The organism is Bacillus sp. N3378-2at (assembly GCF_033412715.1).
GTDB classification, from domain to species: domain Bacteria; phylum Bacillota; class Bacilli; order Bacillales; family Bacillaceae; genus Bacillus; species Bacillus subtilis.
The window spans coordinates 573,007-594,447 of record NZ_CP117986.1 but is presented as its reverse complement, the minus strand read 5'-3'; the positions used below and the strand labels follow the sequence as shown (position 1 = coordinate 594,447).

The following is a 21,441-nucleotide window of genomic DNA, read 5'->3' as shown; positions in this document are numbered from 1 at the left end:
ATGAATGGTTAATATTCCTGCTTATCTAGAAAATTCATCCTCGATTCGCAAAATCGTTTCTTCAAGCTCTTCATTGGCTCCGTCCATTTCAAGAACCTTTTTCAAAAGCGGCAGCGCTTCTTTTTGAAGACCTTCTTCTAATAGGAAGCTTGCGTATTCATATAAGAAATCTCTATCCTCCCGGTAATGAAGATAGGCAGCCTCAAAGGATTGTTTTGCTTCCTCGTATTGCTCTAATTCAGTATATGCGCTTGCAAGATACCAATTGTATTTAGGATCTTCTTCACCGTAGCTTCGAACCTCTTGAATAAGATCAATGATCTGATCATAATCCTCTTCTTTGTGATACACGGCAAGAAGTGTATGAAGCGCCTCGACAAAGCCCGGATCAAGCGCAAGCGCCTCCTGAAGCAGCTTTTTCCCCTCTTCTGACTTCCCGATTTTCAAGGCCATTTTGGCGGCATAAAGGAAAAGTTCTTTGTTATATTCATCATATCTGATCCCCTCTTTTGCCGTTTTTAATGCCTCTTCATACACCCCTTCAGCTTCATAGCTTTTCGAGAGCGGCATATAAAGTGAAGTATAAGATGGATCAAGCTCCTTTAAATCAGACAGCTGCTTAATAGCTGTTTTCACAAGCCCCGCCTGTAAGGCTGTAAAACCATAGCCGAAAATCGTATTAGGATCAGGATTCTCATCGACAGCTTTCTCATACCATGGAATGGCATCCTCAAATTCACCTGAGGCACTTAACGATTCTGCCAGTCTTTGATGGACATTAACGCCTCCGATCTCACTCTGCTCCTCAGCCGTTGTTTTAAAATATTGAACCGCTTTTGCATAGGCTCCCTGAGCAAAGTAAAGTTCTCCCAGTGCAAAATCAATAACAGGTTCATTGTCCAGAATGGACTTTGCCTGTAAAAGCTTTTGTTCACTGACTTCGAATAACCCCTGCATCTGATAAAGATCCGCCATAAGCAGCAAACTTTCCGGATATGATGGATCTGTTTCCGGAATAGTCTCCAGCACAGCGAGGGCTTTTTCTTCTTCGTCAATATCTATTAAAAGTTCAGCGTAGAAATTCGTCAGTTCTGTTTCATTTGGATATAAATCATGTAGATCACTAATCAGTGAAATTGCTTTTTCTACATCGCCCCACTCGTAATAAAGCTGGGCTGCAATGGCTTTATCTTCATCATGCAGCTGTTTTTCAGCCTTCGAGAGCGTGTTGAGGCCTTTTTCTGTTTCACCTGCTTCAACTAATTTTATGGCTTCTTGAATCAATGTATTCAAATCGGACCGGTCCTTTCTATTCCTATACAACATCAACCATACAAAAAAGCTTTATTTGTTCGGGTTAATCTTATCATAATTCAGACGAATGCCCCCGGCAAATAAGATGCTTCTGTACGGAAGGGAATTATTGAGTCTTATTAGTTTACCAAAAGATCTTGAGATAGAAAATGAAAAAAGGAAGATCGCCCTCTGTACAGTAAAGCAGCTCTTTGACCTGCCGGCTTGTAAGTAAAGCACATCCCCCCTTTTTGTTTTTCTATCCCCTCTATAAGACAAGCTATGTTTTTTCGCCTCGAATTATGATCTGCATAAAAAATCCTGAAGTAAAACTTCAGGATTTTTTCGAAAGCTTATTTAAATGCTCGAAGAAGGTTGGATAAGAAACGTGAATGGCATCCGTGTGCTCGATTTCAATCGGCTCCTCCGTTATACAGGAAGCAATACCAAGCATCATTCCGATTCGATGATCTCCGTGGCTGGACACTGCCGCGCCGCCTTTCAACGTTTGTTTACCATAAACCTTCATTCCATCTGCTGTCGGTTCAATTTCAGCACCCAGCTTGCGAAGCTCAGAAACAACAGTATCAATACGGTTTGTTTCTTTCACTTTTAGCTCTGCCGCGTCCTTAATAACGGTAGTTCCTTCCGCCTGAGTCGCAAGAAGCGCGATGATAGGGATCTCATCAATTAAACGCGGAATGATATCTCCTCCGATTTCAACTGCTTTTAGAGATGACGTTTCTATAATCAAATCTCCATAAGGCTCTGCACCGCTATCAGCAGATGGTTTGATTTCAAGTTTTGCCCCCATGTTTTGAAGGACGTCAATAATACCTGTCCGAGTCGGATTTAAACCTACGTTTTTCAATACAATTCTGCTGTTTGGAACCATCGCGCCAGCAGCAAGGAAAAACGCGGCTGAAGAAATGTCTCCAGGAACAAAAATATCAGCAGCTGTCAGTTTCTGGCCACCAGCAATGGAAACACTCGTTTGATCTTCAGAAAGCTTAACGCCAAAAGCAGAAAGCATCCGCTCAGTGTGGTCCCGAGATTTATGGGGCTCTGTGACAGTTGTTGTGCCCTCAGCCTGTAATCCGGCCAACAAAACAGCAGATTTAATTTGCGCGCTTGCAACAGGTGATACATAATCAATTCCTTTTAATGAAGCGCCGCTCACTGACAGCGGTGTAAACTCTCCGCCGGCTCTGCCGTCGATTTTAGCCCCCATTTTTTTCAAAGGCTCAGTCACACGCTTCATTGGGCGCTTCGCAATGCTCTCATCTCCGGCTACCGCGCTGTAAAAAGGACGGCCCGCCAATATTCCGAGCATCAGGCGAATCGTTGTACCTGAATTTCCGACATCTAAAAGGCTTTCTGGCTCTTTCAGGGCATCGATTCCTTTTCCATGAATCACGACATCGCTGCCGCTTTGCTCAATGTGAACACCCATTTTTCTAAAGCAATCGATCGTGCTCAGACAATCTGCTCCCGGCAGAAAGTTTTTAACAGTTGTTGTGCCTGCCGCTAGCGCGCCAAACATAACAGAGCGGTGAGAAATGGATTTATCACCGGGAATATGTATTTCTCCATGTAAGGCCTGCACCTTTTCTCGTTTCATTTTTTCCACCTCAATCAGCATAAAAAGTTTCATATTCCGCCCGGGCTTCAATGCATTGTTCTGCCCTTTTGCGGTCGTCATCAGACTGAAAACTGATCCTTAAAATCCCGTTAATATCCTCTCGTGTTTCGATAATGCGGATATTCGTGATACTGATGCGCTCCGCAGCTAAGATCGCTGTTATCTCGGATATTACACCCGGATGATCGGGTACATCCACATATAAATCATAAAATGCAGGTATCGCTCCCTTCTGCCGAAGCGGCAGCCCGTCGCGATAATCCTTGGCGGTTTTAAAATAACGAAATAGATTTTCCGCATCTTCTTGTTCTACATATGTACGGATCTTGTCAATTTCACGAATCCACTCATCAAAACGGTCTAAGATTTTATCTTTATTATGTAATAAAATATCCCGCCACATTGCCGGGCTGCTTGATGCAATCCTTGTAATATCTCTGAATCCGCCGGCAGCAAAACGCTTAACAAGCGGATACAGGTTTTCCGAATGATGGGTTTGGTGAACAAGACTGGCTGCTACAATATGCGGAAAATGACTGATTACACTTGTAACACCATCATGCTCCTCTGGCGACATTTCCACAAAATGGGCATTCGTCCCCTTCAGCAGGTTTTTTAACTGTTCCACAGCTTGTTTGTCCGTTTTCTGGCCTGGCGTTAAAATATAAAATGCATTTTCAAACAGGAACTCCTTCGCAGCGGCCACTCCTGATTTATGTGAACCCGCCATCGGATGCCCTCCGACAAATTGATAGCGGCTAGGCAGCACTTGATCAGCGTAATCAACCACTTTTTGCTTTGTGCTTCCTACATCCGTAATCAAAAGCTCATGTTCAATTCCTGAATGAGCCAGCTCTTCAAGCATAACCAGTGTTTGTTCAACAGGTGTCGCAATGATTACTGTAGCTGCCTCTTTCGCACCGCTAATAAACGAATCAGCACGATCGTCTATCACGCCTAATTTTAATGCCGCTACCGCCTGTTCATCAGAGATATCGATTCCGATAATCCGTTTGCCGGGATGATTTTTTTTGATGGCTAGGGCAATCGAACCGCCTATCAATCCGAGACCGGCGAGCAATATTGTATCTTTCATTTGATTCATACGTCATCACCTGGTTTATAGACTAAAGAGGTGATATTCGATCACCTCTTATAAAATTTCAGCTAAAATGGCAAGTATTTCTTCATTTTGCTCTTTTGTTCCGATCGTAATCCGGAGTGATGTCGGGAAACCTAATGCATTTCCTGACCGGACGATATAGCCTTTTTCCAGCAGAGCCTGAAACAGTTCATCAGCAGGACGTTTAAAGTCAATTAACACAAAATTTGTCTGTGAAGGGTAGCACTTTAAACCATGAGTTTTCGCAAAATCATAATACTGCTGAAGGCCTGCATTATTTTGCTCGACACAGGAAGCAATAAACGCTTGATCATCAAGTGCGGCAATCGCCGCAGCCTGGCCCAGACGGCTCGTATTAAACGGCTCTCTCGCCGGCTCAATCTGGCGAATCAGGTTCTCGTCAGCAATTCCGTATCCGACTCTGAGCGCTGCCAGACCGTATGCCTTTGAAAATGTGCGCAAAATCATCAAATTGGAATACTTGCTTAAGAGCGGCACGGTTTCCGGGTAATCCTCTGCTGTTACATATTCATAATATGCTTCGTCAAGAACAACAAGGACACGTGAAGGAACGCGCTCCAGAAATGCGAGTAATTCTCCTTCAGATGTATAAGTGCCAGTCGGATTATTCGGGCTGCATATCCAAACGACTTGTGTCTGTTCGTCGATGGCTTCTAACATGGCGTCTAAATCATGTGAGCCGTCGGGACGAAGTGCAATTTCACGCACTTCAGCACCTTCAATAACCGCATTATGTTTATATTGCGGAAAAGTCGGGGCAGCAGTGATCGTATTGGTTTTATTGTTTAGAAATGCCCGGCAGATGATCTGAATGATTTCATCAGAACCGTTGCCGAAAATAAGTGATGTTTCGCTGACATTGAGGTGCTTACTGAGCCTTGTCCGCAAAGCGGCGCTATACCCGTCCGGGTAAAGGGCTAGCTGTTGAATCTCATGATGAAGCGCCTCTTTTGCAGCCTCTGAACAGCCGTAAGGATTCTCGTTTGAAGCAAGCTTCACAACTTTATCCAAGCCATATTCTGATTTCACTGCTTCAATCGGCTTTCCAGGCTGATAAGGCTTCAGCTGTTTTAAATGTTCTTTGATACGCAAATCAGTCACCTCATTTTAAACTGTACAAGCCGCTAAACGCCATTGCATAATCCTCAAACTCCTGCAGCGCCTGATTTCTCGTTTCAGCGCTGATGAGCCGGTCCTTTAATTCTTCTATTTTTCTGACGAGCGCACTTCCCACTACGACACCGTCACTAATTTCATTCATCTTTATGACCTGTTCACGGTTTGATATACCGAACCCTACAGCGACCGGAACAGTGCTGAGATTCTTCACTGTCCGAATGAACGGGTACACGGATGAATTGAACTCATTGCGGACACCGGTCACACCCAGAGAAGACACACAGTAGACGAAGCCCTCGGCTTGTTCAATAATGGTTTTCAAACGGCTTTCGCTTGTCGGCGCAACCAAAGAAATATACGTCACCTCATGGCTTTTACATTCCTCTTGAAGGCTGTTGCTTTCTTCTAGTGGCAGATCCGGAACAAGCAGACCGTCAATATGATTTTCCTGCAGTAAAGCGAAAAAGTATTCTTTGTTCAATTGTAACACAGGATTATAATACGTAAAGAGGATAATCGGAATATTCACTCCGTTTTTTTTCATTTCTCCGCCTAATTCGATTGCCTTTACGATATTCATTCCTTGATCAAGTGCCCGCTTTGAAGCCCTCTGGATCACCGGACCGTCTGCAAGCGGGTCAGAGTATGCAACACCAAGCTCCAATGCTGTGGCGCCTGCTTTTTGGAGTGACTTCGCCAGTTCAATCGAAACCTCAGGAACTGGATCGCCCGCCGTAATAAACGGGATAAACAATTTTTCTGTTGGTTGAAGATCCAATTTAAACATGGGCTTTCACCTCTTCTTCCAATACATTCATTAATGTGTTGACATCCTTGTCTCCCCGTCCTGATAAACAGACGAGAATGAGTTGACCGCGATCCATTCCTTTGGCGAGTTTGAATGCTTTCGCTAACGCATGGGCAGATTCGATTGCCGGCAAAATCCCCTCTTTTTCTGACAAAAGCTTTAATGCATCCACCGCTTCTTCATCAGTGATACTGTCATAAGTGACACGGCCGCTCTTATGCAAGTATGCATGCTCCGGACCGATTCCAGGATAGTCGAGACCGGCTGAAATAGAGTAGGGCTCAATAATTTGCCCGAACTCATCCTGAATGAGATAAGTCAATGAACCGTGAATAACCCCTACGGTTCCTTTCGAAATAGTGGCGGCATGAAGAGGCGTATCAATTCCTTTTCCTGCTGCTTCAGCGCCGATCAGTTCAACATCTTCATTTAAAAATGCCTGAAACATACCCATCGCATTGCTTCCTCCGCCTACACATGCCACTACTTTATCAGGCAGAGTGCCTTCAATACGTTTCAACTGATCCTTCGCTTCCTCTCCGATCATTTTTTGAAATTCACGGACCACCTGCGGATAAGGATGCGGGCCGACAACTGATCCAATCATATAAAAGTGATCCTCACAATGCTGAACCCAGTACCGGATCGCCTCATTTGTGGCATCCTTCAATGTTCCGTTTCCGCTTGTTACAGGCACTACCTCCGCTCCAAGAAGCTTCATGCGGAAAACGTTCAGAGACTGGCGGGCAACATCCTCTTCACCCATAAACACAGTACAGGAAAAGCCGAATTTGGCTGCAACTGTTGCAGCGGCAACGCCATGCTGGCCGGCACCGGTTTCAGCAATGATTTTCGTTTTGCCCATTTTTTTAGCAAGCAGCGCTTGACCTAGCGCATTATTGATTTTATGAGAACCTGTATGGTTTAAATCTTCTCGTTTCAAATAGATTTTCGCGCCGCCTAAGTATTCAGTGACTCGATCAGCGTATGTTAATGCAGTCGGCCGTCCGGAATAGTCCTTTAACAGCTTATAATACTCTTCACGAAAAGCGGGATCATCCTTGATTTGTTTAAATGCTGTTTCTATTTCATCTAACGGCTGCATGAGTGTTTCCGGAACAAACTTTCCGCCAAAATCACCGTATCTGCCTATTTCATTCGGATATGGATACATATCGGTTCATCCTTTCTTCTAAAAGACTCATCAGATTCTGATCTTTTTGTCCGTTTTTTTCAATTCCGCTGGCAAGGTCAATTCCTTCTGGCTGCCATTTCAATAGGCCGGTGATGCTATCCGGATTCACGCCGCCAGCGATAAAGCAGCGTTTACCAATAGCCGCCTGCTGATATTCCGGAACACATTCCCAAGAAAATGCAACACCAGTTCCGCCTCTAGACCCTTTTACAGATGAATCAATCACAAAGCCGTCAACATTATCTTTAAAGCGGGCTATTTCTTGAGTTGTGTTATCTTGATGGTGAAGCGCCTTCCATATTTCACAGCCTGTCAGCTTGCGAAGAGCAGCAGCATCCGCCGGTTTTTCATCACCGTGAAGCTGAATGACGTCGAGCTTCAAGCTCTTGGCTATACGTGACATCGTCTCTATTGATTCATTATCAAAAACACCTGCAACCTGTTTTTCGACACGAGCTTGGTTCAGCCATTTTTTCACATCTTCCGGAGATACTTTTCGTTTGCTTTCAGCAAAAATAAATCCTAGGTAATCAGCCTGTGATTCCGCCGCAAGCTGCAAATCCTTTAGTGACCGAATACCGCAATATTTTAATGCCGGTTTCTTCACAACCTCACTCCCCAAACAAAGCATGGATTGCTTTACGCTGAGAAGTTTGTCTCATCAATGATTCACCGATAAGTACAGCTCGCGCCCCATGTTCATTGACAAATGTTAAATGTTCTAAAGAACCGATTCCGCTTTCGCTGACAAGCAAGGATTCTTTCGGAACGAGAGATGCGATTTGTTCTGTCTGCTTTACAGATGTTTCAAACGTTTTTAGGTTTCGATTATTTACGCCGAGAATGTCGGGTGTGAACACTTTCAATATTTGTTCTAGCGTTGATGCATCATGAACCTCCACTAACACGTCCATCCCCTTTTCACCTGCTTCAAGATATAATTCATGAAGGTGTAAGGGATCAAGCACCTCGCCGATTAACAATATGGCATCCGCTCCGATTCTTCTTGATTCCTCTACTTGAAGAGAATCAAGAATAAAATCTTTTCTAAGTACAGGAATCGAAACAGCACGCTTTACGTCTGATAAATAACTGTTTTCCCCTTGAAAAAACGGGGTGTCTGTTAAAACGGAAATCGCATCTGCCTTCGCAGCCTCATAGTCTATTGCAATCTGCACAGGCACAAAATCCTCTTTAATAAGCCCTTTTGACGGCGATGCTTTCTTCACTTCGGCAATCAACCCGATAAACCGATTCGGGCTTGCCAGCGCCTCCTTAAATGAACGTTTCTCGAAAGGCTGCTCTACCGGCAAAACCAGTGTTTTCACTTCTTCTTTCTTTTGTTTGATGATTTTTTCAAGCATAGATCTCTTCCTCTTTCTGCTTTAGTCGTTCAAGCTGCGCGGCAGCGCCTCCGCTTGTAATCGTCTCTAACGCCAGCTCCGTTCCTTCCTTCAGTGAGGCGGTAATTCCCGCCGTGTAAATCGCAGCTCCCGCATTAAAAGCCGTAATAGATAAAGCGGAACTGCTGCTTTTATTTTCAAAAATATTCTGAATGAGATAGGCGCTCTCTTTCGGTGACTGCACCTGTAAATCTTCAAGTCTGCCATTTGTGAAACCGAAATCTTCGGGTGAAACGGTATATTCCCGGCGCTCTCCGTCCTTTAATTCAATCACGTCGGTCGGTGCTGTAATTGAAAGCTCATCTAAACCGTCACGGCTTGATACAAACATAACGTGCTTCGGCTGAAACGTCTCCAGTGCGCTTGCCATCAGTCCAGCTTTTTCAACAGAATAGACCCCAATCACCTGACGCTTCGCCTGTAAAGGATTGCTGAGCGGCCCAAGCAGATTAAATACCGTTCTGAAACCTAGCTCTTTTCTAGTACCTGCTACATGTTTCATAGACGAATAGTAAAGCGGCGCAAAAAGAAATCCCATGTTGTTTGTTTCAATGCTGCTTTTGACCTTTTCGGGAGTGGTTTGAATAGAAACCTCTAGCTCCTCTAAAACATCAGCGCTTCCGCTTTTAGAAGAGACAGAGCGATTGCCATGCTTAGCGATTTTCGCGCCAGCTGCCGAGGCAACAATTGCCGAGGCCGTTGAGATATTAAAAGTGGAAATACCGTCTCCCCCTGTTCCGCATGTATCAACAATATCAGGAAGTCCATCGACTGTAAGAGCGTGTGCCCGCATTGCCTTCACAAAACCCGCAAGCTCTTCTGGCGTCTCCCCCCGATGAGCAAGAATTGACAATATACCACCCATTTCAGAAGGAGTCATTTCCGCTGCCATCATCATATTCATCAGCGTTTCAGCCTCACCGGCAGTAAGGGTTTTTCCGTCAACGCACAATTGTAGAAATCTGTTCATCAGCTTTATCCTCCTTGCTATGAAACATGTCTTCTGCAATATGAATCGTTTTCAGCAGCGCACCGGCTTTATTACAGCTTTCTTCGTATTCGGCTTCCGGAACAGAATCAGCAACAATGCCAGCACCTGCCTGTATCGATGCAACGCCGTTCTTTACACTCATCGTGCGAATCGTAATACAAGAGTCGATATTCCCGTCAAACCCAATGTAGGCAATACATCCTCCGTATGTCTCTCTCGGTGTTGGCTCGAGCTCTTGCAAAAGCTGCATGGCACGGATTTTGGGTGCGCCTGTTAAAGTCCCCGCCGGGAAAGCAGACATCAGTGCATCGACAGGATGAACCCCTTTTTTCAATCGGCCTGTAACCACCGAGATAATGTGCATGACATGTGAAAAGGAAACAATTTTTGTGAACTCCGGCACAGAAACAGAACCATACTCTGCTACTCTGCCGATATCGTTTCGGGCAAGATCAACGAGCATGTAATGCTCCGCCTTTTCTTTTTCATCCTTCATCAGCTCAACCTTCAATCTCTCATCTTCAGCTTTGTCTGCACCGCGTTTTCTCGTACCGGCAATCGGATGGATTTCTAAGTGCCCGTCTTGAACGTGTATTAACCGTTCCGGAGAGCTGCCGACTATTTCTCTGTCTAGCAGTTTCATATAATACATATACGGCGAAGGATTGACGATCCTAAGCACTCGGTATAACTCAAAAGCATCTGCTTTTATCGGCACCTCAAATTTTTGTGATAAAACACCCTGGAAGATATCGCCTGTTTTTATATAGCTTTTGATTTTTTCTACATCAGCCATAAAAGCCGATTTTTCATAATTAGAAGATACCGTCTCAAAGCTGGGCGTCTTGTATGAATCAGCAGAGAGAAACAGCTCTTTTATGTTTTTTTGGTCCATCATTTTTTCAATGAGATTTTGAAGCTCCAGATGATTTTGATGGAATACATCCATTTTTTCGTTTTTTGTTTCCTCTCCATTAAGCCTTGCATATTGGATAAAGTGGACGTTTTTGGTTTCATGATCATACGCAATTAATGTCCGGCAAACAAACAGCATACACTTTTCCATGTCTGTTTCTTTTGTATGCGAAGGAACAGAAGGTTCAATCAGCGGGATCATATCATAGCTTAAGTACCCGACAGCTCCGCCGACAAAAGGAATGCCAAGCTGAGGTGTTTTGATTTTGTATGTGGTATTCATCCAGTTCAGCACTTCTTTTAGTTCATTTCCTGTGTAAAGAGATTTGCTGTCCTGATCAGCGGCCGAAAAACAGCCCTGCTCTTCTTTAATTGTGAGAAATGGATTCAGGCCGATAAACGAATATCTGGACCAAGTGGATGTATCGTCCTTGCTTTCAAGAAGATACGTAATCTCCCTGTCAAGCTTCTCTATCATTTGAATGGGTGTCAGTGTATCGACTGTGAAGGTCTCCACAATCGGTATCGTGTGGTGGGACAAGCTGTCCTCTAAAAATGCGGAAATGTTTGATTGGAAATTCATTGCTCTCACTCCTTATGGCAAGGAGAATGAGAAGATGGCATGAGAGGATAAAATACTATATAACAAATAAACCCAAAAGAAAGACTTCTTTTGGGTAGAATAAACATACATGTCTCAGCTCAACTAAACTCATTCTCTGCTACCCTATTCTCTAACTCAACTCATTCTAATCGCTTTATACACACTCTTGTGTATTTCTAAGCTATTCTTATCGTATTACAATTCAGTATTTTTTGTCAATGATAAATCGGGCCTCAATACGACGGCTTTTTCTAAATATACATGTCTGATCTGATCCTGAGGGACATCTGTCTGGACGGTCATCATGACTCTTATGCACTTTTTCAGACCGCCTGTTACGTCCATTTCCTGCATACATGTTACCGGTACATACTGCCATCCTGAAAGCTCGCGAACAGCTTTTGCCGGGAAAACAGCGTGCAAATCAGGTGTAGCCGACAGAAGCATTTGAACAACATCTTCCGGTTTTGTATGATTTTCTTCTATGATTTTCTCTAACAGCTGTTTAGTTTTTTGTAAAATTTCTTCTTCAGTATCCCGTTCAACTGTAGTTGCTCCGCGAATTCCGCGAATCATCATGATGTCTCCTCCAATCGCCATTTGTTCAGCCAGCTCTCAAGTTCATTTCTGGAAAATGTATGATCAGCAACTTTCCCTAATTCATTGAGCACAATAAACTGAATCTTCCCGCCACGGGTTTTCTTATCATTCATCATACGGTCCAAGAGAACCGAAGTTTCCGTCTCTTTTCTGATTTGACTTGGATAACCCAGGCTTTTTAGCCAGCTGACCAAACGTTTTCTGTCCATTTCACAGCCTACAGTCTTTTCGCTTATATATAAAGCAAACTGCATTCCGAGGGCTACGGCATCACCGTGAGTGATCTGCCCGTATCCATATTCCGCCTCAACGGCATGACCGAGCGTATGCCCGAAGTTTAAGTAAGCTCTTATCCCCTCTTCTTTTTCATCCTGCTGAACGACAGACGCTTTAATTGAAATGCCTTTAAAAATCATGTCATTCAGCTGATCATTAGTGATATCACGCAGTGAGTGGATATTCAGCAGCTCCTCCAGAAACGCTCTGTCATAGATAAAAGCGTGTTTAATCACTTCTGCCATTCCGGACCTAAGCTCTTTTTCAGGCAGAGAACGCAGGAAATCTGTATCATAGAGCACGGCTTTCGGCTGATAAAACGCACCGATTAGATTTTTTCCAAGCGGATGGTTCACGGCTACTTTTCCTCCGACTGCGCTGTCATGCGCCAAGAGCGTCGTAGGCATTTGGATGAAATCAATGCCGCGCATAAAAGTGGCAGCCACAAAACCGGCAAGATCCCCTACAACACCGCCACCGAATGCGATGATGCATGAGGAGCGATCCAAATGAAAACGAATCGCTTCACTCTGCAATTTTGTGTACATGTCCATGGATTTTGCCTGCTCTCCACTCGGTACCGTCACTTTTTTCACAGGCCATTTATCTTGCAGCAAATGGAGCATTTCATCACCATACAGGCGGTCCACTTCTTCATCCGTGACAAGCATAATCCTTGTTAAAGGCCTGTTTAAAGAGGTTAATAGTTCGCAAGCCTTTTTTCTGATACCTTGTCCGATAAAAACAGGATATGACGAGGAAGCAGTTTGAACATGCAGTGTCTTCATTAAAATTCCCTCGACAGTTTTCTCATATTCTCCACATTTTCTCTAATGCGGTCAATTTGATCTAATCCGAATTGTTCAACGACTGCGTTCGCAATTTCCCAAGCGACAGCCGCTTCAGCGACTACACTTGCCGCAGGAACAGCACAGCTGTCTGAACGTTCAATGCTGGCGGAAAACGGTTCTTTCGTTTCAATATCGACACTTTTCAGAGGTTTATACAAAGTCGGAATCGGCTTCATGACTCCGCGGACAACGATTGGCATCCCTGTCGTCATGCCGCCTTCCAGTCCGCCAAGTCTGTTAGTAGCACGGGTGTATCCTTTTTCCTCGTCCCAAATGATCTCGTCATGGACTTCGCTTCCATTTCGGCCTGCCGCCTCAAATCCGATCCCGAATTCCACACCTTTAAATGCATTAATTGACAGTACAGCGGCAGCAAGCTTGCTATCCAGTTTGCGGTCATAATGGACATAGCTGCCCACGCCTACCGGCATTCCCTCGACAATGACTTCTACTATTCCGCCGATGGAATCTCCGTTTGCCTTTGCTTCATCAATGGCAGCCATCATTTTTTTGCCTGCCTCTTCATCGTAGCATCTGACAGGAGACTCTTCCGTTACGCGCTGCAGGTCTTCAATTGACGTATATTCTGTTTTTTCAGCTTTAACAGCGCCAATTTGCAACACGTGGCCCGCCACCTTAATGCCAAGCTCAGAAAGAATCTTTTTAGCTACAGCCCCTGCCGCCACTCTGACAGTTGTTTCCCTTGCTGAAGAACGCTCAAGCACATTTCTCATATCACGATGATTATATTTAATTGCACCGTTTAAGTCAGCGTGCCCAGGTCTAGGTCTGGAAATCTGGCGCTTCATTTCCTTTTCTTCATCTTCTGTAATCGGGGCGGCGCCCATGATTTTTGTCCAATGCTTCCAATCGTTATTTTCAACTACGAGAGCAATTGGTGAACCGAGTGTACGTGCATGGCGCACCCCGCTCATAATTTTGGCCTGGTCTTTTTCGATCTGCATGCGGCGGCCGCGGCCGTGTCCTTTTTGGCGTCTGGCAAGCTCAAAATTGATATCTTCCTCCGTTATGTAAAGCCCGGCAGGTACACCCTCAATAATGGTTGTCAGTTGGGGGCCGTGTGATTCTCCGGCTGTTAAATATCTCATGACTTCTTCTCCCTTCATCGCATTAACGCTTTTAAGTAAGACTACTATAACATATTTTTCAGCAAAAAGTCAGTCTATCTTTTTTGATAAAAGAATGTATCGGCTGGGACTAGGCCAAACTTCTCGGGATTGAAGATTTGCTCGGTGCTGCCGACAAAAAGAACTCCATTCTTCTTCAAGCTATGTGCCATTTTTAAATACAGCTCTTCCTTCGCGCTTTCTGTAAAATAAATAAATACATTGCGGCACACGATTAAGTCAAAGTCTTGTTCATAACGATCCGCCAGCAAATTGTGCTTTTTGAATGTAATATTCTTTTTGATTTCCGTTTTCACTTCATAACTTCTATTTGCGTTTTGCGTAAAATAACGATCTTTCACAGATAGCGGCACTTCCTGTAAAGACCGCTCCTGATAAACGCCTTTTTTCGCTTTTTCCAATGCTTTTTCATCAATATCCGTCGCTAAAATCTGATAGCCCGGAAGACCTTTTTGCTGGTCCAAAAGCATGGCAAGCGTGTATGGCTCCTCCCCCGTTGAGCAGGCGGCACTCCAAATTTTTAAAGGCCTAGAGGTCTTGATTAACGGCAGAATTGCAGTCTCAAGAACTTCCCATCTTTTATAATTACGATAAAATTCTGAAACATTGATCGTCATTCTGTCCAATGTTTCATTTAAGAGAGCTTGTTCCTTTTCCAATGCCGCAGCAAAGTCCTTAAAGCTTTGGAACCCCTTTTTCTCATAAAGTGACGTTAGCCTTCTCTTCATTTGTGCTTCTTTATATAGTGTTAAATCGACTCCGGTTAATTGTTTCCATTTCGTTGTAAATACGCTGTATGTATCCATCTCTACTCTCCCAGTCTCGCTGTCTTTTTGTCCTAGTATAGCTTGTTTTATCAGGAAATTGTATTGTTTCAATAAAAAAATCAGCTTTTCAGCTGATTTTAGATCGTTGGGAAAGGCAGAGGTCTGATGCACACTGCCATTCAACCCTTTATTCACTTTAATGTAAACCTTTACAAAACAGATCAAAAACCGGCGGCGTTATATGTTGCCGGCTCTGTTACTTATTTTCACAATGATTAATAGATCCAGCCTGCCATAAGCTGCTGATATGATACTAATTCTTCATTCTTAAAGAAAATGTTAATCTCGCGTTCTGCACTTTCGAGAGAATCAGAGCCGTGGATGATGTTTTTTCCGACAAACATGCCATAATCCCCACGAATCGTACCAGGTAAAGCTTCTTTAGGGTTTGTTTTCCCGATCAGCTGTCTCGTCACTTCAATGACATTTTCGCCTTCCCACACCATTGCGAATACTGGTCCTGAAGTAATAAACTCAACGAGCTCTCCGAAGAAAGGCTTTCCTTGATGTTCGGCGTAGTGTTTCTCAGCCATTTGTTCAGTCACTCTCATTAACTTGGCGCCAGCTAATTGTAAGCCCTTACGTTCGAATCTAGATAAAATGTCCCCAATGAGCTGACGTTGGACACCGTCTGGTTTCACCATGATAAAAGTCTTTTCCATCATATTCTCCACCCCATCATTATGTATGTATAGGCTTTCACACTGCACACCGAAATCGTAACATCTTTCTGATAATTAATCAATCCGGGGCGGAGAAATTTCTTAATATCTACAAAAATTAAAATTTTCTTTTACCGATATATTTTGCGATGGCTGCAAGAGACGAGCGTGCGCGCCCTCGTGGAAGCGTGTTTAATTTCTGAAAAGCTTTCTGCAGATACATTTCGCTTACTGCCATAGATGCTTCAATTGCATCTGTTTTTTTGATTTCTTCAATGATTGGTTCAAGCTGCTCCTGCGTTGTCTCACTGTTAATCAATTTAAGCTGGTTTTTTAATGCAGGATTTTTCAGGGCATACAGCACTGGCAATGTGACGTTTCCTTGAAGCAAATCTCCTCCAACGGGTTTACCCAGCTCTTCTTCAGTTGAAGTAAAATCAAGAATATCATCAATAATCTGATAAGACATGCCGACGTAATACCCAAACCAGTACAATGCCTTATGAATCTTCTCATCAGCTCCAGACGCAATGGCACCAAGCTGGCAGCTGACCGCGATCAAGAGAGCTGTTTTTCTTTTGATACGGCGGAGATACGTTCTGAGATTTTGTTCCATGTTATATTTGTCTTTGATCTGCTCAATTTCCCCTAGACAAACTTCAACGATCGTCTGTGACAAAATCCTATGGGCTTTCGGTTCGTTAATTCTCGTCATCATTTCAAGAGATCCCGCAAGCATATAATCGCCTGTGTACATCGCAATACGATTGTCCCACTTTGCTTTGATTGTCGGTTTTCCTCGGCGAAGCTCTGCATCATCAATGACATCATCATGAACCAAAGATGCCATGTGAATCATTTCCAGAGTGACGGCGACATATTTAATCTTATTAATATCGTAATCGCCAAACATGCCAGAAAGCAGCACGAAAACAGGACGAATACGTTTCCCTCCGGCCTGCAGCAGGTGAAGACCTGCCTCGCTTAAAAGCGGGTAATCGGAACGTACGGTTTGTTCAAGTTCTCTTTCGATTACATCAATATCGTCATTTAAAAAAGAGTAGGCCATTTTAAATTTCATATCATTCACCCAAACATCTGTGTTTTCATTTCCATCCGATATGCGTGGCAGCGACTCCGCCAGTAAACGAATGATATTTAACATTTTTCAGGCCCGCCTCTTCAAACAGGCCTGCCAGTTCCTTCATTCCAGGGAAATCTCTGGCTGATTCTTGAAGCCAAGAATATTCTTTATAGCTCTTCGCAAACAGTTTCCCGAAAAACGGCATAATATACTTAAAGTACATAAAGTAAGCCTGTCTGAATCCGATCATTTCCGGCTGGGACGTTTCCAGACATACCACCTGCCCGCCCGGCTTCACTACACGTCTCATCTCTTTCAGTACAGTCAAGTAATCAGGGACATTGCGGAGCCCGAAGCCAATGGTGACATAATCAAATGTATCATCATCAAAAGGAAGCTCCATCGCATTTCCGTGCAGCAGTTCAATTTGGCTGAATCCGCCGTCTTTTACTTTCTGCTCGCCGACACTCAGCATATTTTCACTGAAATCCAAGCCCTTGATCTCGCCGCTTTTGCCGGCCGCTTTTGCAAGAGCGATCGTCCAGTCAGCCGTTCCGCAGCAGACATCAAGTGCTTTTGCGCCTTCTTTTACATTCATGATGCGCATCGTTTTATCGCGCCATTTTTTATGCTGCTGAAAACTGATGACAGAGTTCATTTGGTCATAGTTTTTATATATTTTTTCAAATACTCCGTGTACGCGCTGTTCTTTTGAGTCCTGCATAATGGTTTACCCTTCTTCCACTTTCTGATGATAGGTTTGATCTTGGCTGATTGTCTTCAGACGGTTTATTAAAATGTTCTGAATAGGTGAATTTAGAGGCAGAAGTGACTCAATGCTGTTTTTCGCTTTTTTAAAACAATCTTCTAATATCTCTTCTTTTGTTTTTCCCAGCTGTATAAAACTGCCGATCACATCCAGAAATGCATCATTTCCGTTCATAAGCCGCTTAAATACAAAAAAATCACTCGACAGCTTTTTCCAGCGCGGGAGGCTGAAGTGTTCCGCCACACGATGGAATAAAGCTGATTCAACGATGCCGACACTTTCGAAAAAATCGTTTTCGTCCTTGAAAGAACGGTCATACAGACGAATTTTATGTTCGTTGATTTCTTTAATGGCTGTAGCAAGCGTCCGAATCATGTAGATATCCTTCATTTCAGATAGTAAAGAGTAGTACAGCCCGCTGAAATAATCGCCCGCGAGAACAGTCAATTGGCGGTTTTTGTTTTCGTCTCGTTTTATGACTCTAGCTGTCGTCACTTCATCATGGGTATCAAGGGCGCTTTGTACAAGCATCGCTGTTACAATATAATTTTCTCTGTCGTTGTTTTTTATGTCAGCTTCTTCAAATAAAGCATGAAAAAGAAGAAGCTTATCCTCATCAATTTTCGGCGCAGAAATATGCTTCGCTAAATAAGGATGAGACAGCTTTTGTTTTAATTTCGTGTTCAGATTGGCTAAAGTTCCGTAGATGTCTTGCAAAAATATCACCCTTGTCCCCAAATTCACATTTATTTCTTAATCTATGTATGAGTTTTATCTTTTCATTCGCTTACGCAGGTATCATTATAGCATAAAAAAAAGAAATTGGCTGTATCCTCCCGCTGTTTGCGAGCATTTGCTTTTAACAGCGGGGACAGCCAGCTTATTTTTTTTCGCTTTTCATTTCTCCGTACGCGGTTTGAATCAGTGCCTCTCCTCTGACTTTAATGGCAGAAGTATGCTCTGTAAACTGAGCGATGATCACTTCTCCCTTGTCGAGTTTTTCGGAATGGTGAAACTTTGTGTCTGTTCCTCTTGTCAGGCCGATCACATTCACTCCGTCCTCAACGGCTTTAATGACGACAAAATCACTTGAATGCTTTTGGTTCATTTATAGCACCCTCTATCTTTATTAGTCCTGGCGTTTAATATGTTCCAATACTTCTGCACGGGCAGCGGCATCATCTTTAAAAACGCCTCTGACTGCTGAAGTCACAGTTTTCGCACCCGGTTTTCTTACACCGCGCATCGTCATGCACATGTGTTCCGCTTCAACCACTACCATTACGCCATGCGGATCAAGCGTTTCTACGATGCTTTCTGCAATTGTAGAAGTGATGCGTTCCTGAAGCTGCGGGCGCTTTGCAACGGCTTCAACGGCACGTGCCAGTTTGCTGAGTCCTGTGACCTTTCCGCCTCGCGGGATATATGCAACATGTGCTTTTCCATAAAAGGGAACAAGGTGATGCTCACACATAGAATGAAACGCGATATCTTTTACAAGAACAAGCTCCTCATGGTTTTCACCGAAGATAGTCTGGAAATGTTCTTTTGGATCTTCATTCAAGCCGGAGAATACTTCGGCATACATCTTTGCGACTCTTTTCGGAGTATCAAGAAGCCCTTCTCTATTCGGGTCTTCTCCGATCGCTTCTAAAATTTGACGAACAGCTTGTTCGATTTGCTCTTTATTAACTTCTTTCATGTTCTATGTCCTCCACCAATGAATACATTTAATTTCGATTCTAGCACATATGTCCCGCTAAAAGCAAAGTGAATGCCCTGTCAGGAAGCCCATGCTCTTGAAATATGAAAAGCCCCTTAGAAAGGGGCTTTTCTGTGAAGAAATAAAGTGTATGTAAGCTAGATGCATACACGATCTATATTCACAATTATTTTCCGGCAACTGCGTCTTTAAGCGCTTTACCTGGTTTGAAAGCAGGTACTTTGCTTGCTGGAATTTCGATTTCTTCACCTGTTTGAGGGTTGCGTCCTTTACGTGCAGAACGTTCACGCACCTCGAAGTTACCAAAACCGATCAGTTGGATTTTATCACCGTTTTTAAGTGCATCTAAGATCGTATCAAAAACAGAGTCAACTGCTTTTGTAGCGTCTTTTTTAGACAATTCGCTTGCTTCAGCAACCGCATTGATAAGTTCTGTTTTGTTCATGCCTTTCACCTCCTCCCAAAAGGATACATTCAGTTCGTTTATTATCATTTCTTCACAGTTCAGTCTGATTCTAAACCTGTCTCACAAAAAAATGAGAGCAGGCAAGAGAAAGACAATTAAACGGCTTTTTAAGAAAAACTGCACTCTGAGGAATGTTTGTCCAACAAAGTGAAGAATTTCTGTATGTAGAGTAACACATATAAAAAGCCATATCAAGCATTTTAAAGCGTCAATCCCTTGCTCGTCAAGGATTTAAGGTGATTTACCGAACAAATATTCCTTTTTTTCCTTTTTTCATCCTATTCCTTGATCCTTTTCCATTATTAAGAGCAAAGAAAAAAGACCTCCCATTCTATAAAGAGGTCTACCGGTATTACAGGATGATGGCGATTAAGCCGCCAGAGCCTTCGTTTATGATTCTTTCTAATGTTTCTTTTAATTTATACCGTGCGTTTTCAGGCATTAATGACAGCTTTGCCTGAATCCCTTCTCTCACAATTGAGCTCAGCGACCTTCCGAAGATATCGGAATTCCAGATGGAGAGCGGATCATCCTCAAAGTCCTGCATTAAATAGCGTACAAGCTCTTCACTTTGTTTTTCCGTTCCGATAATCGGGGCGAATTCGCTTTCGACATCGACTTTGATCATATGGATCGACGGAGCGACAGCTTTCAGCCTCACACCGAATCGCGAGCCCTGCCTTATAATTTCCGGCTCATCGAGACTCATATCAGCTAAAGCAGGCGCTGCAATACCGTATCCCGTCTGTTTGACCATTTTTAAGGCATCAGACACTTGATCATATTCTGTTTTCGCATGGGCGAAGTCTTGCATGAGCTCAAGCAGATGGTCTCTTCCTCTGATTTCGACGCCCACAACTTCTTTTAAGATTTGATCATATAGATGATCCGGCGCGTACAAATCAATTTCTGCCACTCCTTGGCCCAGCTCAATTCCGGCTAATCCGGCACTTTCAATGAATTCAAACTCGCTGAATTGGCCGACAACCCTGTCTACGTCCCGGAGCCGTTTAATATCCTTAACCGTTTCCTTTACGGACTCCTGATAGCTTTCACGCAGCCAATGGTTTTCTTTCAGCACCATTACCCAGCTTGGGAGATTGACATTCACTTCTAGCACCGGAAACTCGTAGAGGGCCTCTCTGAGCACATTCAGCACATCTGATTCCCGCATGCTCTCTACACTCATTGCCAATACCGGGATATCATATTTTTCGCTTAAATCCTGGCGCATGGCTTCCGTTTCCGGGTGATACGGCCTGACTGAGTTGATGACCATAATAAAAGGTTTGCCAACCTCTTTCAGCTCTTCAATGACTCTTTCTTCAGCCTCTATATAGTCACTTCTGGCGATATCTCCAATGGTGCCGTCTGTCGTAATGACAACTCCGATGGTCGAGTGTTCTTGAATGACTTTTCGAGTGCCGATTTCAGCAGCCTCATGAAATGGGATCGGTTCTTCGTACCAAGGCGTATTGATCATCCGCGGCCCGTTTTCATCTTCATATCCTTTAGCCCCGGGGACTGTGTAACCTACACAATCTACTAATCTTATATTCACATCGAGTCCGTCTGACACATGAACAGACATCGCCTGATTCGGAACAAATTTAGGCTCTGTAGTCATAATGGTTTTGCCGGCTGCGCTCTGCGGCAGTTCATCCTGCGCTCGGGCCCGGTCTGCTTCGTTACTGATATTCGGGAGCACCACAAGCTCCATAAATTTTTTAATGAACGTGGATTTTCCTGTACGGACAGCACCTACGACTCCTAAGTATATATCGCCTCCTGTTCGTTCAGCGATATCCTTGAAAATATCGACCTTTTCCAAGTGATCCCCTCCCGGACTTCCTATCCTTTTCAATTTTATTAAGCTCTTTCAATCAAACACAGGACACTATATGTGTATGACGTTGTCCTA

Annotated in this window: 22 protein-coding genes; all 22 read right to left on the bottom strand. The window is 43.7% G+C overall.

Annotation, left to right across the window (positions count from 1 at the left end):
- Positions 1–21: 21 nt before the first annotated feature.
- Complete coding sequence (locus PUN35_RS03275; protein WP_014480116.1) at positions 22–1,293, bottom strand: tetratricopeptide repeat protein; 1,272 nt, start codon at positions 1,291–1,293, stop codon at positions 22–24.
- Positions 1,294–1,627: 334 nt separating this feature from the next.
- A complete protein-coding gene (gene aroA / locus PUN35_RS03270) occupies positions 1,628–2,914 on the bottom strand; it encodes a 3-phosphoshikimate 1-carboxyvinyltransferase (protein WP_033881340.1) in 1,287 nt (428 codons plus the stop codon).
- 10 nt (positions 2,915–2,924) lie between these two features.
- Positions 2,925–4,040 (bottom strand): prephenate dehydrogenase, encoded by a 1,116-nt coding sequence (locus tag PUN35_RS03265; RefSeq protein ID WP_014480118.1) that lies wholly within the window; start codon positions 4,038–4,040, stop codon positions 2,925–2,927.
- Positions 4,041–4,088: 48 nt separating this feature from the next.
- Positions 4,089–5,171, bottom strand: coding sequence for a histidinol-phosphate transaminase (gene hisC, locus PUN35_RS03260; protein ID WP_014480119.1), 1,083 nt, complete (start codon positions 5,169–5,171; stop codon positions 4,089–4,091).
- A gap of 10 nt (positions 5,172–5,181) precedes the next feature.
- On the bottom strand, positions 5,182–5,985 hold the full coding sequence (gene trpA, locus PUN35_RS03255) for a tryptophan synthase subunit alpha (RefSeq protein WP_014480120.1): 804 nt from the start codon (positions 5,983–5,985) through the stop codon (positions 5,182–5,184).
- The gene (trpB, locus tag PUN35_RS03250) at positions 5,978–7,180 is read right to left on the bottom strand and encodes a tryptophan synthase subunit beta (protein WP_014480121.1); all 1,203 of its coding nucleotides are present in this window, start codon (positions 7,178–7,180) and stop codon (positions 5,978–5,980) included. The genes trpA and trpB overlap by 8 nt, the downstream gene beginning before the upstream one ends.
- The gene (locus PUN35_RS03245; protein WP_014480122.1) at positions 7,161–7,808 is read right to left on the bottom strand and encodes a phosphoribosylanthranilate isomerase; all 648 of its coding nucleotides are present in this window, start codon (positions 7,806–7,808) and stop codon (positions 7,161–7,163) included. The genes trpB and PUN35_RS03245 overlap by 20 nt, the downstream gene beginning before the upstream one ends.
- Positions 7,809–7,812: 4 nt before the next feature.
- Positions 7,813–8,565, bottom strand: a complete 753-nt coding sequence (trpC, locus tag PUN35_RS03240) for an indole-3-glycerol phosphate synthase TrpC (RefSeq protein ID WP_014480123.1) — start codon at positions 8,563–8,565, stop codon at positions 7,813–7,815.
- Positions 8,558–9,574, bottom strand: coding sequence for an anthranilate phosphoribosyltransferase (gene trpD / locus PUN35_RS03235; protein ID WP_014480124.1), 1,017 nt, complete (start codon positions 9,572–9,574; stop codon positions 8,558–8,560). The genes trpC and trpD overlap by 8 nt, the downstream gene beginning before the upstream one ends.
- Positions 9,546–11,093 (bottom strand): anthranilate synthase component I, encoded by a 1,548-nt coding sequence (trpE, locus tag PUN35_RS03230; protein ID WP_014480125.1) that lies wholly within the window; start codon positions 11,091–11,093, stop codon positions 9,546–9,548. The genes trpD and trpE overlap by 29 nt, the downstream gene beginning before the upstream one ends.
- 216 nt (positions 11,094–11,309) lie before the next feature.
- Positions 11,310–11,693, bottom strand: coding sequence for a chorismate mutase (gene aroH, locus PUN35_RS03225; protein WP_004398675.1), 384 nt, complete (start codon positions 11,691–11,693; stop codon positions 11,310–11,312).
- Positions 11,690–12,778 (bottom strand): 3-dehydroquinate synthase, encoded by a 1,089-nt coding sequence (gene aroB / locus PUN35_RS03220; RefSeq protein WP_014480126.1) that lies wholly within the window; start codon positions 12,776–12,778, stop codon positions 11,690–11,692. The genes aroH and aroB overlap by 4 nt, the downstream gene beginning before the upstream one ends.
- Positions 12,778–13,950: a chorismate synthase gene (aroC, locus tag PUN35_RS03215; protein WP_004398727.1), complete on the bottom strand. Its 1,173-nt coding sequence runs from the start codon at positions 13,948–13,950 to the stop codon at positions 12,778–12,780. Before aroC ends, aroB begins: the two co-directional genes overlap by 1 nt.
- Positions 13,951–14,024: 74 nt before the next feature.
- Positions 14,025–14,795, bottom strand: coding sequence for a protein-glutamate O-methyltransferase CheR (gene cheR, locus PUN35_RS03210; RefSeq protein ID WP_014480127.1), 771 nt, complete (start codon positions 14,793–14,795; stop codon positions 14,025–14,027).
- Between the two features lie 236 nt (positions 14,796–15,031).
- Positions 15,032–15,481, bottom strand: coding sequence for a nucleoside-diphosphate kinase (gene ndk / locus PUN35_RS03205; RefSeq protein ID WP_010886554.1), 450 nt, complete (start codon positions 15,479–15,481; stop codon positions 15,032–15,034).
- A 115-nt stretch (positions 15,482–15,596) separates the two neighbouring features.
- On the bottom strand, positions 15,597–16,559 hold the full coding sequence (gene hepT, locus PUN35_RS03200) for a heptaprenyl diphosphate synthase component II (RefSeq protein WP_003246013.1): 963 nt from the start codon (positions 16,557–16,559) through the stop codon (positions 15,597–15,599).
- A 25-nt stretch (positions 16,560–16,584) separates the two neighbouring features.
- Positions 16,585–17,286 (bottom strand): demethylmenaquinone methyltransferase, encoded by a 702-nt coding sequence (menG, locus tag PUN35_RS03195; protein ID WP_014480129.1) that lies wholly within the window; start codon positions 17,284–17,286, stop codon positions 16,585–16,587.
- A 6-nt stretch (positions 17,287–17,292) separates the two neighbouring features.
- A complete protein-coding gene (gene hepS / locus PUN35_RS03190) occupies positions 17,293–18,048 on the bottom strand; it encodes a heptaprenyl diphosphate synthase component 1 (protein WP_014480130.1) in 756 nt (251 codons plus the stop codon).
- Between the two features lie 163 nt (positions 18,049–18,211).
- Complete coding sequence (gene mtrB, locus PUN35_RS03185) at positions 18,212–18,439, bottom strand: trp RNA-binding attenuation protein MtrB (protein ID WP_003230576.1); 228 nt, start codon at positions 18,437–18,439, stop codon at positions 18,212–18,214.
- Between the two features lie 21 nt (positions 18,440–18,460).
- A complete protein-coding gene (gene folE, locus PUN35_RS03180; protein WP_003225516.1) occupies positions 18,461–19,033 on the bottom strand; it encodes a GTP cyclohydrolase I FolE in 573 nt (190 codons plus the stop codon).
- Between the two features lie 187 nt (positions 19,034–19,220).
- A complete protein-coding gene (hbs, locus tag PUN35_RS03175) occupies positions 19,221–19,499 on the bottom strand; it encodes a non-specific DNA-binding protein Hbs (RefSeq protein ID WP_003153447.1) in 279 nt (92 codons plus the stop codon).
- 373 nt (positions 19,500–19,872) lie between these two features.
- On the bottom strand, positions 19,873–21,351 hold the full coding sequence (gene spoIVA, locus PUN35_RS03170) for a stage IV sporulation protein A (protein ID WP_014480131.1): 1,479 nt from the start codon (positions 21,349–21,351) through the stop codon (positions 19,873–19,875).
- Positions 21,352–21,441: the final 90 nt, after the last annotated feature.